Genomic DNA, 14,725 nt, shown 5'->3' on the forward strand with positions numbered 1-14,725 from the left:
ACCTGGTACATGAGCACCAAGAAGAACGTCCTGTACGCCACCGCCGCCGTCGTCTCCCTGGCGCTGCCCCTCACCGCCTGCGGCGGGTCGGCCGGATCCGGTGCCTCGGGCGGCTCCTGGGACAAGGACGCCGTCGTCAACATCGGTTCCCTCTACGAGCCGCAGAACCTGGACAACACCGCGGGCGGCGGCCAGGGCGTCACGGAGGCCCTGAACGGCAACGTCTACGAAGGCCTCTTCCGGCTCACCGACGACGGCAAGGTCGACAAGCTCCTCGCCCAGGACTACGAGACCAGCGCCGACGGCCTCACCTACACCTTCACCCTGCGCGACGGCGTGAAGTTCCACAGCGGCAAGGAACTCACCAGCGAGGACGTCAAGTACAGCCTGGAGAAGGTGACTGCGGACGACTCCCAGTCGGCCCGCAAGAGCAACCTCGAGGTCGTCAAGGACATAGCCACCCCCGACAAGCGGACCGTGAAGATCACGCTGTCCAAGAAGTCGATCTCCTTCGTCTACAACCTCTCCTACGTCTGGATCATCAACTCCCAGGCGCAGAACCTGAAGACGACCGAGGACGGTACGGGACCGTACGCCCTGAACAAGTGGACCCGGGGCTCGGCGCTGAGCCTGAACCGCTTCGCGGGCTACTGGGGCGGCGCCGCGGCCAACAAGCAGGTCGTCTTCCACTACTACAAGGACGCCTCGGCGCTGAACAACGCCCTGCTGACCAACGCCGTGGACGTGGTCACCAGCGAGCAGTCGCCCGACTCGCTGGAGCAGTTCAAGAGCAACGGCGCCTACAAGGTGAACGACGGCGACTCCACCACCAAGCTGCTGCTCGCGTTCAACGACAAGGCCGAACCCTTCGACGACGTCAAGGTGCGCCAGGCGGTGTCCGCCGCCATCGACGACAAGAAGCTCCTCGAATCGGTCTGGGGCGGATACGGCAAGCAGATCGGCTCGATGGTCCCGCCCACCGACCCCTGGTACGAGGACCTCACCGGCGTCAACGCCCACGACGTGGCGAAGGCCAGGAAGCTGCTGGCCGAATCCGGTCACGCCAAGGGCTTCAGCTTCACCCTCGACACGCCCAACTACGACCCGCACCCGACCGCCGCGACGTTCATCAAGTCCCAGCTGGCCGAGGTCGGTATCACCGTCAAGATCAACACCATCACCCCTGACGAGTGGTACACGAAGGTCTACAAGAACCACGACTTCACGGCCACGCTCCAGGAGCACGTGAACGACCGCGACCTCGTCTGGTACGGCAACCCCGACTTCTACTGGGGCTACGACGACCCGCAGGTCACCCAGTGGGTCGAACAGGCGGAAGAGGCCTCCAGCACCGCCGCCCAGACCGAACTGCTCAAGAAGGTCAACCGGCGTACCGCCGAGGAGGCGGCGAGCGACTGGCTGTACCTCTACCCGCAGATCGTCGTCGCGAGCGACAAGCTCTCCGGCTACCCGGTCAACGGCCTGAACTCGCAGTTCTTCGCCTACGAAATCAAGAAGAAGGGCTGATGGCGCGCTACCTGGTGCGCCGGCTCGCCTTCCTCGCGGTGTCGCTGGCGCTGGCGAGCGTGGTGCTGTTCGTGCTGCTCCGCATGCTCCCCGGCGACCCTGCCAACGCGCTCACCTCGGTCGGCGCAAGTCCCGAGCAGATCGCGGCCGCCCGCCACTCCATCGGGTCCGACCGGCCGTTGCCCGAACAGTTCACCCACTGGCTGGGCAGCCTGGCCGGCGGCGACCTCGGAACCTCCTTCGTCAGCTCGCTCCCCGTGGGCCCCGAGGTGACGGCCCGGCTGAACGTCACCGTGCCGCTCACCCTGGCCGCGTTCGTCCTGGCCGTCCTGGTGGCGGTCCCGGCCGGCTTCACGGCGGCCCACAAACGGCACACCTGGTACGGCACGCTCCTCAACGGGGTGTCCCAACTGGGCATCGCCGTACCCGTGTTCTGGCTCGGGATGATCCTCATCGCGGTGTTCGCGCTGAACGCGGGCTGGCTGCCCTCCGGCGGCTTCCCGCAGGACGGCTGGGCCGATCCGGCCGAGGCGGTCCGCTCCCTCGTCCTGCCGGTCGTGACGATCGCCCTGGTGATGAGCGCCTCACTGATCCGCTACGTCCGCTCCGCGACACTCGACGTCCTCGGCAGCGACTACCTGCGGACCGCGCGCGCCCTCGGCTCGACCTTCGGCGGCGCGATGTGGCGTCACGGTCTGCGCAACGCCTCGGTGCCGGTGATCTCCGTCCTCGGTATCGAACTCGCCTCGACCCTGCTCGGCGCCGTCGTCGTGGAGTCGGTGTACGCGCTGCCGGGCCTCGGCTCGCTGCTCGCCACCGGCATCTCCCAGCACGACTACCCCGTCATCCAGGGCGTGCTCTTCGTGTCGACCCTCGCGGTCCTGGTGATCGGCTTCGCGGCCGACCTCGTCCAGCGGATCATCGACCCGCGGCTGCGCGGCAGGCTCTCGGGAGGTACCCGATGACCGGGACGGACCAGCTGACCCCCGCGAAGCGCCGCCGCCGCTCCGTCACCCTCACCACCGGCTGCGTACTCGCCGGTCTCGTCGTGCTTCTCGCCCTGATCTCGTTCGTCTGGCTGCCGTACGACGCGGAGGACACCTCCGGCGGACGGCTCGCCGGGCCCGGCGGCGGCCACCTCCTCGGCACCGACAAGCTCGGACGCGACCTGTTCACCCAGGTCATGACCGGCTCGCGCATCGCGGTCGAGGCCGGCCTCGGATCGGTCACCGTCGCGGCCGTCATCGGGATCGCCCTGGGCGTGCTCGCCGCCTTCGCGCAGGGGTGGATCGACGACACGCTCTCGGCCTTCCTCGACATCCTGATCGCCTTCCCGACCCTGCTGCTCGCGATGCTGATCGTCGCCGCACGTTCGGCGACCCTGGGCTCCGCCGTCCTGGCCATCGGCCTGGCGCAGAGCGCGGTCGTGGCGCGGCTGGTGCGCGTCCTCGTCAAGCGGGTGCTGGCGCAGGACTACATCACCGCCGCCCGCATATCCGGAACCTCCTGGCCGCGTACGGTCCTCTCCCACGTGCTGCCCAACATCTGGCCCACACTGGTGGTCAACCTCGCCCTGCAGTTCGGGCTCGCCGTACTCGCGGAGGCCGGACTGTCCTACCTCGGGCTGGGAGCCCCGCCGCCCAACGCGTCCTGGGGCCGCATGCTGCAGGAGGCCCAGGCCACCTTCACCACGGCGCCCGCCGGAGCGCTGGCCCCCGGCATCCTGCTCGTCGTCCTGGTCATCGGCGTGAACCTCGTCGCCGACGGACTGCGTGACACCCTTGACCCGGCCACCCGGCGGAGGCGCGCATGACTCTCCTCGACGTACGCGGACTGTCCGTCCGGACCGCCGACGGACGGGCTCTGGTCGACGACCTCTCCTTCACGGTCGCCGGCGGCGAACGGCTCGGCCTGATCGGGGAGTCCGGCTCGGGCAAGTCCCTGACGACGCTCGCGGTACTCGGTCTGCTGCCCGACGGCATGACCTCCACGGGCAGTGTGGAACTCGCCGGAACGCAGACCGTGGGTGCCACCCGCAGGAGCCTCGACGCCGTCCGCGGACGGGACGCGGCCGTCGTCTTCCAGGAGCCGCTGACCGCGCTGGACCCGCTGATGCGGCTGGGCCGGCAGATCGCCGAGCCGCTGGCCCGCCGAACGGGCCTCAAGGGCAGGCACCTCAGGTCGGCCGTGCACGAGGCGCTCGAACAGGTGCGGCTCCCGGAGCCCGCCCGCATCGCCCGTGCCTTCGCGCACGAGATCTCCGGCGGGCAGCGGCAGCGGGTCGCGCTCGCGATGGCCCTCGCCTGCGAGCCGAAGCTGCTCATCGCCGACGAACCCACCACCGCGCTGGACGTGTCGGTCCAGGCGGAGATGCTGGAGCTGATCGACGGCCTGGTCCGGGAACGGGAGATGGCCGTGCTGTTCGTCAGCCACGACCTCGCCGTCGTCGCCGAGGTCACCGACCGGGTGCTGGTCATGAAGGACGGCAGGGCCGTCGAGGAGGGCTCGGTGCGCGACATCGTGCGCGCGCCGAGCGAGGAGTACACCCGGGCCCTCGTCGCGAGTGCCCGGAAACTGGAGTCCGCACTGGACCTGAGGAGCGCGCGATGACGCCCGTGCTGGAGCTGAAGGACGCCGCGGTGCGTTACCGGGGGGCCGCCTCGGACGTCGTATCGGACGTGTCCCTCGCCGTCGAGGCGGGCGAGAGTCTGGCCCTGGTCGGCGAGTCCGGGGCGGGGAAGACGACCCTGCTGCGGCTGCTGCTGGGTCTCGTACGGCCCACGGCCGGGACGGTCGCCTTCGACGGGGCCCGACTGGACCCGCGCGACCGTACGCAGATGCGCCGCTTCCGGCGCGGTGTGCAGTGCGTCTTCCAGGACCCGTACTCCTCGCTCGACCCCAGCCGCAAGGTCGGTGCCGTCGTCGCGGAACCCCTGCGCTCCCTCGGCCTCGACTCCCGTTCCACCGCGGTGCCCAAGGTGGCCGCCGCGCTGGAGCGTGTGGGCCTGCGGCCGGACGCGGCGGACCGCTACCCCCACGAGTTCTCCGGCGGGCAGCGCCAGCGCATCGCCATCGCCCGTGCCATGGTCTGCGAGCCGCGCGTCATCCTGGCCGACGAACCGGTCAGCGCGCTGGACGTCACCACCCGGGTGAAGGTCGTCGACCTGCTGGCCGAACTGAAGCAGGAGCGAGGGCTGACCCTGGTCATGGTCTCCCACGACCTGTCGGTCGTGGCCTCGCTGTGCGAGCGCACCGCCGTGCTGGAACACGGACGGGTCGTCGAACAGGGATCCACCTCACAGGTGCTCGGCCGGCCGGACCACCCCTACACCCGTCGCCTGATCGACAGCGTGCCGCGGCTGCCCGTCTGAGCTTCCGCCCGTACGTCGTGGGCGCGCGGCAACGTCCACGTCAGGGGCTCTTTGCGGACAGCAATAATTCATATTTAATGTCTTCCGTGGGTGTCCCCGGACGCCCGCTGTCCGAATGCCGACCGAGCCGCGGCACCGGAGCCGACGCGATCCGTAGGCGTGCGCCCTTCTCCGGGGTCCCGCCGTCGGGGCCGCCCGCGACGGGCGGCGGCCGGTCCGGCCGTCCCCGGCTGTTCCGAGGAGAAGCATGAAGATCACGCGCGTCGAGACCTTCGCGGTGCCGCCCCGCTGGCTGTTCTGCCGCGTCGAGACGGACGAAGGTGTCGTCGGCTGGGGCGAGCCGGTCGTCGAGGGGCGCGCCGCCACGGTACGCACCGCCGTGCACGAACTCGCCGAGGTCATCATGGGGCAGGACCCGCTCCGGATCGAGGACCACTGGCAGACCATGTCCAAGGGCTCGTTCTACCGTGGCGGCCCCGTCCTCTCCAGCGCGGTCGCCGGGCTCGACCAGGCGCTCTGGGACATCGCGGGCAAGGTCTACGGAGCCCCCGTGCACCAACTGCTCGGCGGGCCCGTGCGGGACCGCGTGCGGGCCTACACCTGGGTCGGCGGGGACGAACCCACGCAGATCGCCGAGGCGGTCCGGGAGCAGGTCGAAGCCGGATTCACCGCGGTGAAGATGAACGCCTCCGGCCGGATGAACCGTCTGGCGACGACCCGCGACATCGACCAGGTCGTGTCCCGTGCCGCCGCCGCGCGGGAGGCCCTCGGCGACGACAGGGACTTCGCCGTCGACTTCCACGGCCGGTTCACGACGGCCAACGCGGCCAAGCTCCTTCCTCATCTCACCCCGTACAACCCCCTGTTCGTCGAGGAGCCCGTGCTCCCCGAGTACACCCACCGGCTGGGCGACCTGGTCGCGGGGTCTCCCGTGCCGATCGCCACGGGGGAGCGGCTCTTCTCGCGCACCGACGTACTCCCCGCCCTGACGGCCGGGGTGGCGGTCATCCAGCCCGACCTCTCCCACGCGGGCGGCATCTCCGAGGTCCGCCGGATCGCCGCGCTGGCCGAGACCTTCGACGTACTCCTCGCACCGCACTGCCCGCTCGGGCCGGTCTCGCTCGCCGCCAGCCTCCAGGTCGCCTTCAGCACACCGAACTTCCTGATCCAGGAACAGAGCATCGGCATCCACTACAACGTCGGCGCCGGGCCGCTGGACTACCTCGCCGATCCGGCCCCGCTGGAATTCCACGAAGGGCACTTCCTGCGGAGCACCGCCCCGGGCCTCGGTATCGAGGTGGACGAACGCGCGGTCCGCGCCGCGGACAACTCCGCCGAGGACTGGCACAACCCGGTCTGGCGCCACCCGGACGGCTCCTTCGCCGAATGGTGATCCGCCGGTCCTGACCCGCCCGTCGCCCCCGACGCTCCACCCGCACGGCACAACCCCTCTGGACGTGAACCCACATGCACCACCTGTCCCCACCGAACAGCGACGCCTTCGACGGCGTGCTCAGGAGCACCCGGCTGGCCGCCATCGTGCGAGGCAGTGACCCCGACGCCGCACTGCGTACCGTCCTCGCCCTCGCCGAAGAGGGTGTGGCCCTCGTCGAGGTCTCCCTCAACACGGCCGACGCCCTCGGGGTCATACGCCGGGCCGCGGCCGAGGTGGGCCCCGGCACTCTCCTGGGCGCCGGCACCGTACTGACCGAGGACGACGTCTCCCGCGCCCAGGAGGCCGGGGCCGGCTGGATCGTCACCCCGGCACTCACCGAGTCCGTGGCCGCCTCGGTACGGGCAGGTCTGCCGGTGCTGGCCGGCGCCCTCACCCCGACCGAGGCCGTCGGGGCCCTCCGCGCGGGCGCCCACGCCGTCAAGCTGTTCCCCGCCTCGGTCGGCGGCCCCGCCTACCTGAAGGCGCTGCGCGATCCCTTCCCCGACATGCCCGTCGTGCCCGTCGGAGGAGTCGACCTCGCCGGAGCCGAGCAGTACCTCGCCAACGGCGCGGTCGCGGTGGGCGTCGGATCGCCGCTGGTCGGTGACGCGGCCCACGGCGGCGACCTGGCCACCCTGCGCGACCGCGCCAGGCGTTTCGTCGCACTGTGCGCAACCGAGGAGCCGGCATGAGTGCCGCACCCGGGCGGACGCCCGCCCCCGTCGACGTGCTCACGTTCGGCGAGACCATGCTCGCCGCCCAACTGCCCGGTCCTCTCACGGTGGGCGCCCAGGCCCGTACCACCCTCGCGGGCGCGGAGTCGAACGTCGCCATCGGCCTCGCCCGACTGGGGCACCACGCCGCCTGGGCCGGGCTGGTCGGGGACGACGAGCCCGGACGCCTCGTCCTGCGCACCCTGCGTGGAGAGGGCGTCGACATCAGCCGTGCCGCCACCCATCCCACCGCCCCCACCGGCGCGATGCTGCGCGAGCAGCGGGTCGCCGACCTCGCGAGGGTCCACTACTGGCGCAGGGACTCCGCGGCTTCGCTCCTCACCGCCGCCGACATCGCCCCCGCGCTCCACGACGGCGCCCGGGTGCTCCACCTGACCGGCATCACCTGCGCCCTCGGCCCCGGCCCCCTGGAAGCGGTGCGTGAGGCCGCGGCCCATGCCCACGGCCGGGGATGGACCGTGGTGCTCGACGTCAACCACCGGAAGAGGCTGTGGACGGCCGGGGAGGCGGGCGAGGCCCTCCGGCCGCTGCTGCCGCACCTCACCGTGCTGATCGCTTCCGATGACGAACTCCCGGTCGTCAGTGACGCGTTCACCGGGTCACCGGACGACGAGGAGCGAGCCGTCGGCGCGTTGCTGGAAACAGGTGTGCGCGAGGTCGTGGTCAAACGCGGGGGAGCGGGAGCCGCCTTCCGGGACCGGCAGGACGTACGGCACAGCGTCCCCGCCCTGCGCGTTCCGGTGCGGGACACGGTGGGAGCCGGGGACGCCTTCTGCGCCGGCTATCTGTCGGGCCTGCTCGACGGGCTCCCGCCACAGGAGCGACTCGAACGCGCCAACACCCTGGGCGCGTTCGCCGTCGCCTCGGACGGGGACTGGGAAGGTCTGCCGCGCCGCGACGAGCTCGGCCTGCTCTCCGCCGCGCCGGGCTCCACCATCCGCTGAGGCGCGTGGCCCCCGCCGTCGGAGCGGCACGTGTACGAAGTACCGCACATGCGCGGTGCTTCAATGGTGCCGCTCGGCGCGGCGCGGGAGCCGGGCAGGGGCCCCGGGCGACGGCGCCCGCAGGACACGGGGGCGCGCTCCTGCCCGTAAAGGCCTCGCCACGGACGAGTGCCCTTACGGCTTCACCACGGACGAGGAGGAGGGCCATGGCGGCCTACGTCGGCAGAGGTATCCACGGCCAGGTCGTGGAGGCGCTGGGATACCGGATCGTCTCGGGACGGATCGCGCAGGGGGACACCATCGACGTGCGTTCCCTCACCGAGGAGCTGGACATCAGCCTGACCGTGATGCGGGAGTCGCTGAAGGTCCTCGCCGGAAAGGGGCTCGTGGGCTCCCGGCAGAAGCGGGGCACCTACGTCCTGCCCGGCCAGGAGTGGAACCTCCTCGACGCCGACGTGATCCGTTGGCGGGTGGCGAGCGGTCAGGGCGCGAAGCTGCTCGGCGACCTCGCCGAAGTACGGGCCATCATCGAGCCGTCCGTGGCCCGGCACGCGGCCGGACGCAGAACCCAGGACGATCTCGTCGCCCTGGAAGAGGCACTGGACGCCATGGACGGGGCCAGGGGTGACGCCGAGACAGCCGCTCTCGCCGACACCTCCTTCCATCGCGCGCTGTACCGGGCCACGGGCAACGATCTGCTCGCCCGGCTGGACCTGGTGCTGGGGCCCGGGCTCCTGGAGCGTGACCGGCTCGTGTACACGCACCGGCAGGACGACGATCCCGTGCCGAGCCACCGGGCCGTGCTGGACGCCGTCCGGGACGGTGACCCGGACGCAGCCCATGCCGCCATGACGGAACTCCTGGCCCAGGCGCGGGCCGACGCCGAGGACGTGACCGGCGCGGCGGCATCCGACGCCGAGGCCTGAGCCGGCGCCGGACGACCTGGGCCGTCGCGGGGAGGGGCGGTAGGGCGGTACGGACTCCGCCGCGGCACACGTCTGGCAGCCCGTCCCGCGTGGACCGCACCTCGCACGCCGCACGCTGTTCAGCCGCGTACGGGCGGGGGTTCAGTCGGTGAGCCCCAGCGCCCCGGCGGCCTGGATGGCCAGCCAGACCTCGGTCAGCGCCCCCGTGGACGTCAGGTCGCGACGGGCCAGCGCACCGAAGCGCCGCAGCCGGTAGGCCAGGGTGTTCGGATGGATGTGCAGCGCCGCGGCGGCCGACTCGGTGCGGCGGTCGCGTTCCATCCAGGTCCGGGCGGAGACCAGCAGATGCGAGTCGTGGGCCTCGTCGTACCGCAGCACCTCGCCCAGCACGTGCTCGACCAGCGCCGACAGCACCGCGGGGTCGTCGGGCAGCCAGCGGCCCGTGGCGTCGTCGCCGTACCGGACGAGGGCGCGTCCGGACTCCGCCGCCTTCGACACCGCCCAGAGCGCCTCCCGCTCGGCCACCTTGAGGGCGACCCCCGGCTGGAAGGGCCGGCTCATCCCGGCCGCGACGGCCGGCAACCCGCCGACCGCCTCCGCCAGCTCCGCCGCGCCCAGGACATAGCGGTCCTCCCCCCACGTGAGCAGCAGATGGGGGTGCCCCTCGAGGCAGTGCAGCAGCGCCTCCTCCGTGGCCCGGCGGACCACCAGGAGCACGGCGTCCCCCTCGATCGAATGCCGGGCCAGCCTGCGGCGGGCCGCGTCCGGGTCCAGCACCTCCTGCAGGAGCTCCGCCAGCGTCTCCGCGCCCTCGCGGCGCAGCACCTCCCGCTCGTTGCGCACCATCGCCAGCCGCAGCGCCGCCACCGTCGCGATGTGCTGGGCCACGGCGAGCCCCGCGGGCTGGGCGCCCTGACGCTCGTACGCGACGAGGAACCCGGCGGGCCCGCCCGGTGCCGGGACCGGGAGGACGAAGCCGCCCGGCACCGTGGGAGGTGCGTCTACGGACGACGGCAGGACGTCCGGGTCCGGTGTGGGGACACCGGGCAGGAGCGGCCGTCCCTGGGGGGTGCAGAGCCGGATGTCGTAGCCCGAGAGGCCTTCCAGCCGCCGCAGCAGCGCCGGTGTGTCGAGATCCTCGGCGACCAGCCAGCGCAGTGAGCCGAACACCTGCAACTGCGCGCCCAGACGATGGCGGGCATCCTCCTGGGCCGCGGCCGCCACCTCCTGGGAGACGGCGATGAACGGAACGGCGAGCGGCACCTCGAGGACCGGGAACCCCCGCTCCTCCGCCGCCTCGAAGAACGCGTCGTGGAGCGGCGGCATGTGGAGCTGCGCCGACAGGGCCAGAGCGGACACACCCGCGTCGTCCAGCCGCTCCAGATAGGCACGCTGACCCGCCGCGGAACGCGGCACCGCGAGCCCCGTCGTCATGATCACCTCGGCGCCGAGCAGCCACGGCGTCGGATCGGCGAGCTCACTGGCGTGCGCCCACGAGACCGACCGCCTCAGCCCTCCGCCGCCTGCCTTCACCGAGAGCTGCAGAGCGGGGAACGAGAGCAGGTCCTCCACGACGAGTTTGTTGTCGGCCACATAAAGGAGCGTACATCTCCGTGCCGGCCACAATTGCCGCTGATCATTTCGAGCCACAGACTGTGGGACGCCCCTACGCATGAACACCTACGCATGAACGGAAGGTGGAGTGTCCGTGACGACCTCGATCACCGAAATCGAGACAAATGGTGTCGAGCGCATCTCGGACGAGGACCGCACGGCCCGCCCGCTCGACCTGTTCCGGCTGGCCTTCGGCGGTGCCAACACCTTCGCGACCTGCGTACTCGGCGCGTTCCCGATCCTCTTCGGGCTCTCCTTCTGGCAGGGGCTCGCGGCGACCCTCCTCGGTCTCCTCGCCGGTGCGCTGCTGCTGGCGCCGATGGCACTCTTCGGACCTGCCAACGGCACCAACAACGCCGTCTCCTCCTCCGCCCACCTGGGGGTGCACGGCAGGGTCGTCGGCTCGTTCCTCTCCCTGCTCACCGCGATCGCGTTCTTCTCGATCTCGGTGTGGTCCTCCGGCGACGCGCTCGTCGGCGGAGCGCACCGTCTCGCCGACGTCCCGGAGACGGACCTCACCTACGGCATCGCCTACGGTGTCTTCGCCGTCCTGGTGCTCGCCGTCTGCGTCTACGGCTTCCGCTTCATGCTGCTGGTCAACAAGATCGCCGTGATCGCGGCGTCCTCACTCTTCGTGCTCGGCGCGTTCGCCTTCGCGGGCGAGTTCGACCCCGGTTACGCCGGAGCCTTCGCGTCCACCGCGGACCCGCTGTTCTGGCCGTCCTTCATCGGGGCCGCCCTGATCGTGCTGTCCAACCCGGTCTCCTTCGGCGCCTTCCTCGGCGACTGGTCCCGCTACATCCCGGCAGACACCCCACGGCGCCGGGTGATGGGGGCGGCCTTCCTCGCCCAGGTCGCCACCCTGCTCCCGTTCCTCTTCGGCCTGACCACGGCGTCGATCATCGCCGCGAAGGCCGCGAAGTACGTCGATCCGGCCGCCCCCAACTACGTCGGGGGACTGCTCGCGATCTCACCCGGCTGGTACTTCCTGCCCCTCTGCCTGATCGCGCTCATCGGCGGACTCTCCACCGGCACCACGGCCCTCTACGGCACCGGACTCGACTTCTCCAGCGTCTTCACCCGCTTCAGCCGGGTCCAGGCCACCTTCTTCATCGGCGCACTCTCCATCGCCTTCATCTTCGTCGGACGCTTCGCGCTCAACCTGGCACAGTCGATCTCCACCTTCGCGACCCTGATCATCACCTGCACCGCGCCCTGGATGATCGTGATGACGCTGGGCTACGTCACCCGGCGCGGCTGGTACGACGCCGACGCCCTCCAGGTCTTCAACCGGCGCCAGCGCGGCGGCCGTTACTGGTTCACCCATGGCTGGAACTGGCGCGGCATGGCCACCTGGCTCGTCTCGGCGGGTGTGGCGCTCCTCTTCACCAACCTGCCGGGCCAGTTCGTCGGCCCGCTGGGCGACCTCGCCAAGGGCGCGGACATCTCCCTCCCGGTGGGTCTCGCCCTCGCGACCGTCGTCTACCTGACCCTGCTCACCCTCTTCCCGGAACCGCGCGCCGTGTACGGCCCGGGCGGCCCCCGCCTGGTGCGGGCATCCGACACCCCGGTGCCGCCGATCACGGGCGGCGACGTCCCCGGGGCGGCCCGGCCCGCCAGCACCCGCTGAGGCCCGCCCACTCATCCGTACACCGGGCGGCCCGCCGAGGCCCCCGTGACAGGAGCTGATCATGAGCACCGCCACCGTCCAGGAGGTCAGGGACGCCGCCGCCGCGCTCGTCGCCGCCTTCGCCGAAGGCCGGCTCGACGACTACTTCGGTGCCTTCGCCCCGGACGCGACGTTCGTCTTCCACACCACGCCACAGCGGCTCGGTTCGACCGCCGAGTACCGGGACCTGTGGCAGCGGTGGGTGGACGAGGACGGATTCCGCGTCCGCGCCTGCACCTCCTCCGCCCCGGTCGTCCAACTGCTCGGAGAAACCGCCGTCTTCAGCCACGACGTGGAGACGACGGTCGCCACGCACGCGGGGGAGGAGACGGTCCACGAACGGGAGACCATCGTCTTCGCCCGCGCCGCCGACGGCCGCTGGAGCGCCGTTCACGAACACCTTTCCGCCCGCACCACTGCCTGACCTGGAGACCTTCCATGAGCACCACGTTCCGCAACTACATCGACGGTGCCTTCGCCGACGCCGCCGACGGCCGCACCCTCGACGTGGTCGACCCCACCACCGGAGCGGTCTACGCGACCTCTCCGCTCTCGGGCGAGGCGGACGTCGACGCGGCGATGGCCGCGGCGGCCGCCGCCTTCCCGGTCTGGCGCGACACCACGCCGTCCGTGCGCCAGCGCGCCCTGCTGAAGATCGCCGACGCGATGGAGGCGCGGGCGGACGAGCTGGTGGCGGCGGAGAGCAAGGACACCGGAAAGCCGCTCCACTCCACGCTCAGCGAGGAGGTCACCCCGGCCATCGACCAGGTGCGCTTTTTCGCGGGCGCGGCACGGATGCTCGAGGGCCGCTCGGCAGGTGAGTACATGGAGGGCCTGACCTCGGTGATCCGCCGTGAGCCCGTCGGGGTGTGCGCGCAGGTCGCCCCCTGGAACTACCCCCTGCTGATGGCGGTCTGGAAGTTCGCTCCCGCGCTCGCGGCCGGCAACGCGGTCGTCCTCAAGCCGTCCGACACCACCCCGGCCTCCACGGTCCTGATCGCCGAGATCATCGGCGGCGTTCTCTCGGAACTGGACCTGCCGCGCGGCATCTTCAACGTGGTCTGCGGCGACCGCGACACCGGCCGCCTGATGGTCGAGCACCCGACCCCGGCGATGGCCTCGATCACGGGTTCCGTACGCGCGGGTATCCAGGTGGCGCAGAGCGCCTCCAAGGACGTCAAGCGGGTGCACCTGGAGCTCGGCGGCAAGGCCCCGGCCGTGATCTTCGAGGACGCCGACCTGGCCAAGGCGGTCGAGGACCTCGTGGTCGGCGGCTTCTTCAACGCCGGACAGGACTGCACCGCGGCGACCCGCGTCCTCGTACAGGATTCCGTGCACGACGAGTTCGTCGCCGCGCTCGCCAAGGCCGCCGCCGGCACGAAGACCGGCCTGCCGGACGACGAGGACGTGCTCTACGGCCCGCTCAACAACGAGGGCCAGCTCGCCCAGGTCAGCGGCTTCGTCGAGCGGCTCCCCGGACACGCGAAGGTCGAGGCCGGTGGTCACCGGGTCGGCGACAAGGGCTACTTCTACGCTCCGACCGTCGTCTCCGGCCTGCGCCAGGACGACGAGATCATCCAGAACGAGGTCTTCGGACCCGTCATCACCGTGCAGTCCTTCACCGACGAGTCCCAGGCCGTCCAGTACGCCAACGGCGTCGAGTACGCCCTGGCGTCCTCGGTGTGGACGAAGGACCACGCGCGTGCCATGCGGATGTCGAAGAACCTCGACTTCGGCTGCGTGTGGATCAACACCCACATGGCGCTGGTCGCCGAGATGCCGCACGGCGGGTTCAAGAAGTCCGGCTACGGCAAGGACCTCTCCGCGTACGGCTTCGAGGACTACACCCGCATCAAGCACGTCATGACGTCCCTCGACGGCTGACGCCCGGCTGCCCGTGGCCGCCCCGGAACGGGGGCTGGACCGCGGGCAGCTCCGCTCGGCGGGAGTGTTCCTCGCGCGACGCGGTTCAGGAACCCGGGAGGAAGAGGCAGAACGGGTGGCCATGGGGGTCGCGGAGTACGCGTACGCCGTCCTGAGGCTGGGACTCCTCCAGCGTCGCGCCCAGAGCGCACGCACGCCGCGTCTCCCCGTCGAGGTCGTCGACCTGAAGATCCAGGTGGGCCTGCATCTGCTGGGCGCCGGGCCGCTGAGGCCACACCGGGGGCGTGTGATCCGTCTCCAACTGGAAGCTGAGCCCCGGGCGTTCGTGTTCCGGGGCTCGCAGCCGGACCCAGTCGGGCTGACGGTCGACCTCCTCCCAGCCCAACAGGGCGCGGTAGAAGTCGGCGAGCGCGGGGGGATCAGGGGTGCCGAGAACGAAGGCACCGAGCGTCGTCGTCATGCATCCACCATGCCGCAACGCCGGACTCCGGGCCTCGGGCTGCCCCGCCCGGGGACCGCGACGGCCGCCCACCGGCAGGGCCGCAGGTGCCCGGTGCTCATGCCGCGCGTGCGGTTCGTGCCCGGATGCCCCACGTCCGGGCACGACCCCGGCATGCTGAT

Annotated in this window: 14 protein-coding genes; 12 read left to right on the forward strand and 2 right to left on the reverse strand. The window is 71.3% G+C overall.

From position 1 onward, the window contains the following. Positions 1-9 precede the first annotated feature (9 nt). From ACGFNN_RS05715 to ACGFNN_RS05755, 9 genes are all read left to right on the forward strand, one after another. Complete coding sequence (locus ACGFNN_RS05715; RefSeq protein ID WP_393553292.1) at positions 10-1,527, forward strand: ABC transporter substrate-binding protein; 1,518 nt, start codon at positions 10-12, stop codon at positions 1,525-1,527. Next, the gene (locus ACGFNN_RS05720) at positions 1,527-2,492 is read left to right on the forward strand and encodes an ABC transporter permease (RefSeq protein WP_393553294.1); all 966 of its coding nucleotides are present in this window, start codon (positions 1,527-1,529) and stop codon (positions 2,490-2,492) included. Before ACGFNN_RS05715 ends, ACGFNN_RS05720 begins: the two co-directional genes overlap by 1 nt. Continuing rightward, complete coding sequence (locus ACGFNN_RS05725; protein WP_393553295.1) at positions 2,489-3,340, forward strand: ABC transporter permease; 852 nt, start codon at positions 2,489-2,491, stop codon at positions 3,338-3,340. Before ACGFNN_RS05720 ends, ACGFNN_RS05725 begins: the two co-directional genes overlap by 4 nt. Next, complete coding sequence (locus tag ACGFNN_RS05730; RefSeq protein WP_393553297.1) at positions 3,337-4,137, forward strand: ATP-binding cassette domain-containing protein; 801 nt, start codon at positions 3,337-3,339, stop codon at positions 4,135-4,137. The genes ACGFNN_RS05725 and ACGFNN_RS05730 overlap by 4 nt, the downstream gene beginning before the upstream one ends. After that, positions 4,134-4,898: an ABC transporter ATP-binding protein gene (locus ACGFNN_RS05735; protein ID WP_393553299.1), complete on the forward strand. Its 765-nt coding sequence runs from the start codon at positions 4,134-4,136 to the stop codon at positions 4,896-4,898. Before ACGFNN_RS05730 ends, ACGFNN_RS05735 begins: the two co-directional genes overlap by 4 nt. 247 nt (positions 4,899-5,145) lie before the next feature. After that, positions 5,146-6,291: a galactonate dehydratase gene (gene dgoD, locus ACGFNN_RS05740; RefSeq protein WP_393553301.1), complete on the forward strand. Its 1,146-nt coding sequence runs from the start codon at positions 5,146-5,148 to the stop codon at positions 6,289-6,291. Positions 6,292-6,365: 74 nt separating this feature from the next. Next, the gene (locus tag ACGFNN_RS05745; RefSeq protein ID WP_393553303.1) at positions 6,366-7,025 is read left to right on the forward strand and encodes a bifunctional 4-hydroxy-2-oxoglutarate aldolase/2-dehydro-3-deoxy-phosphogluconate aldolase; all 660 of its coding nucleotides are present in this window, start codon (positions 6,366-6,368) and stop codon (positions 7,023-7,025) included. Next, positions 7,022-8,011, forward strand: coding sequence for a sugar kinase (locus tag ACGFNN_RS05750; protein WP_393553305.1), 990 nt, complete (start codon positions 7,022-7,024; stop codon positions 8,009-8,011). The genes ACGFNN_RS05745 and ACGFNN_RS05750 overlap by 4 nt, the downstream gene beginning before the upstream one ends. A 206-nt stretch (positions 8,012-8,217) precedes the next feature. Next, complete coding sequence (locus ACGFNN_RS05755; RefSeq protein ID WP_393553307.1) at positions 8,218-8,937, forward strand: FadR/GntR family transcriptional regulator; 720 nt, start codon at positions 8,218-8,220, stop codon at positions 8,935-8,937. A gap of 141 nt (positions 8,938-9,078) precedes the next feature. On the opposite strand, the gene ACGFNN_RS05760 is transcribed toward ACGFNN_RS05755, so the two are convergent. Then, positions 9,079-10,530: a PucR family transcriptional regulator gene (locus tag ACGFNN_RS05760; protein ID WP_393553309.1), complete on the reverse strand. Its 1,452-nt coding sequence runs from the start codon at positions 10,528-10,530 to the stop codon at positions 9,079-9,081. Between the two features lie 115 nt (positions 10,531-10,645). Between ACGFNN_RS05760 and ACGFNN_RS05765 the strand changes: the two genes are divergently transcribed. The 3 genes from ACGFNN_RS05765 (at position 10,646) to ACGFNN_RS05775 (ending at position 14,104) form a co-directional block, all read left to right on the forward strand. Beyond that, positions 10,646-12,181 carry a purine-cytosine permease family protein gene (locus ACGFNN_RS05765; RefSeq protein ID WP_393553311.1) on the forward strand — a complete coding sequence of 512 codons (1,536 nt, stop codon included), beginning with the start codon at positions 10,646-10,648 and terminating at the stop codon, positions 12,179-12,181. 61 nt (positions 12,182-12,242) lie between these two features. Continuing rightward, the gene (locus ACGFNN_RS05770; protein ID WP_393553313.1) at positions 12,243-12,644 is read left to right on the forward strand and encodes a nuclear transport factor 2 family protein; all 402 of its coding nucleotides are present in this window, start codon (positions 12,243-12,245) and stop codon (positions 12,642-12,644) included. Between the two features lie 14 nt (positions 12,645-12,658). Beyond that, positions 12,659-14,104, forward strand: coding sequence for a gamma-aminobutyraldehyde dehydrogenase (locus ACGFNN_RS05775; protein WP_393553314.1), 1,446 nt, complete (start codon positions 12,659-12,661; stop codon positions 14,102-14,104). An 85-nt stretch (positions 14,105-14,189) separates the two neighbouring features. On the opposite strand, the gene ACGFNN_RS05780 is transcribed toward ACGFNN_RS05775, so the two are convergent. Then, positions 14,190-14,564 (reverse strand): VOC family protein, encoded by a 375-nt coding sequence (locus ACGFNN_RS05780; protein ID WP_393553316.1) that lies wholly within the window; start codon positions 14,562-14,564, stop codon positions 14,190-14,192. Positions 14,565-14,725: the final 161 nt, after the last annotated feature.

The organism is Streptomyces sp. NPDC048590 (genome assembly GCF_043199535.1).
In the GTDB taxonomy this organism is placed as follows: domain Bacteria; phylum Actinomycetota; class Actinomycetes; order Streptomycetales; family Streptomycetaceae; genus Streptomyces.